Source organism: Lysinibacillus sp. VIII_CA (genome assembly GCF_049943995.1).
Taxonomy (GTDB): domain Bacteria; phylum Bacillota; class Bacilli; order Bacillales_A; family Planococcaceae; genus Lysinibacillus; species Lysinibacillus pinottii.
Genome location: NZ_JBNFXM010000103.1, coordinates 1 through 287, shown reverse-complemented (window position 1 = coordinate 287; position 287 = coordinate 1). Strand labels below are relative to the sequence as shown.

The 287-nt window shown below is 35.9% G+C and carries 1 tRNA gene; it reads left to right on the top strand.

Annotated features, from left to right (window positions below):
* A tRNA-Gly gene (locus ACP3VS_RS24410) sits at positions 1-74 on the top strand.
* Positions 75-287 lie beyond the last annotated feature (213 nt).

Here is a 287-nt window from a genome sequence, read left to right as displayed (position 1 = left end):
GCGGGTGTAGTTTAATGGTAAAACCTCAGCCTTCCAAGCTGATGTCGTGAGTTCGATTCTCATCACCCGCTCCAAAAAAAGCATTGACAACCTCTTGGTTGTTTGATAAGATTAAATAGTTGTCTGATTTGACAATGCTATGAACCTTGAAAACTGAACAAGCAAAACGTAATCAATAAAGTTTTAAGTAGCTAGCCTAGCTAGTGAACAAAACAAAATTTTGGACATCAAAATGATGCCAGCAAAACAATTTGAGCTAATCAAATTTCTTTTATGGAGAGTTTGAT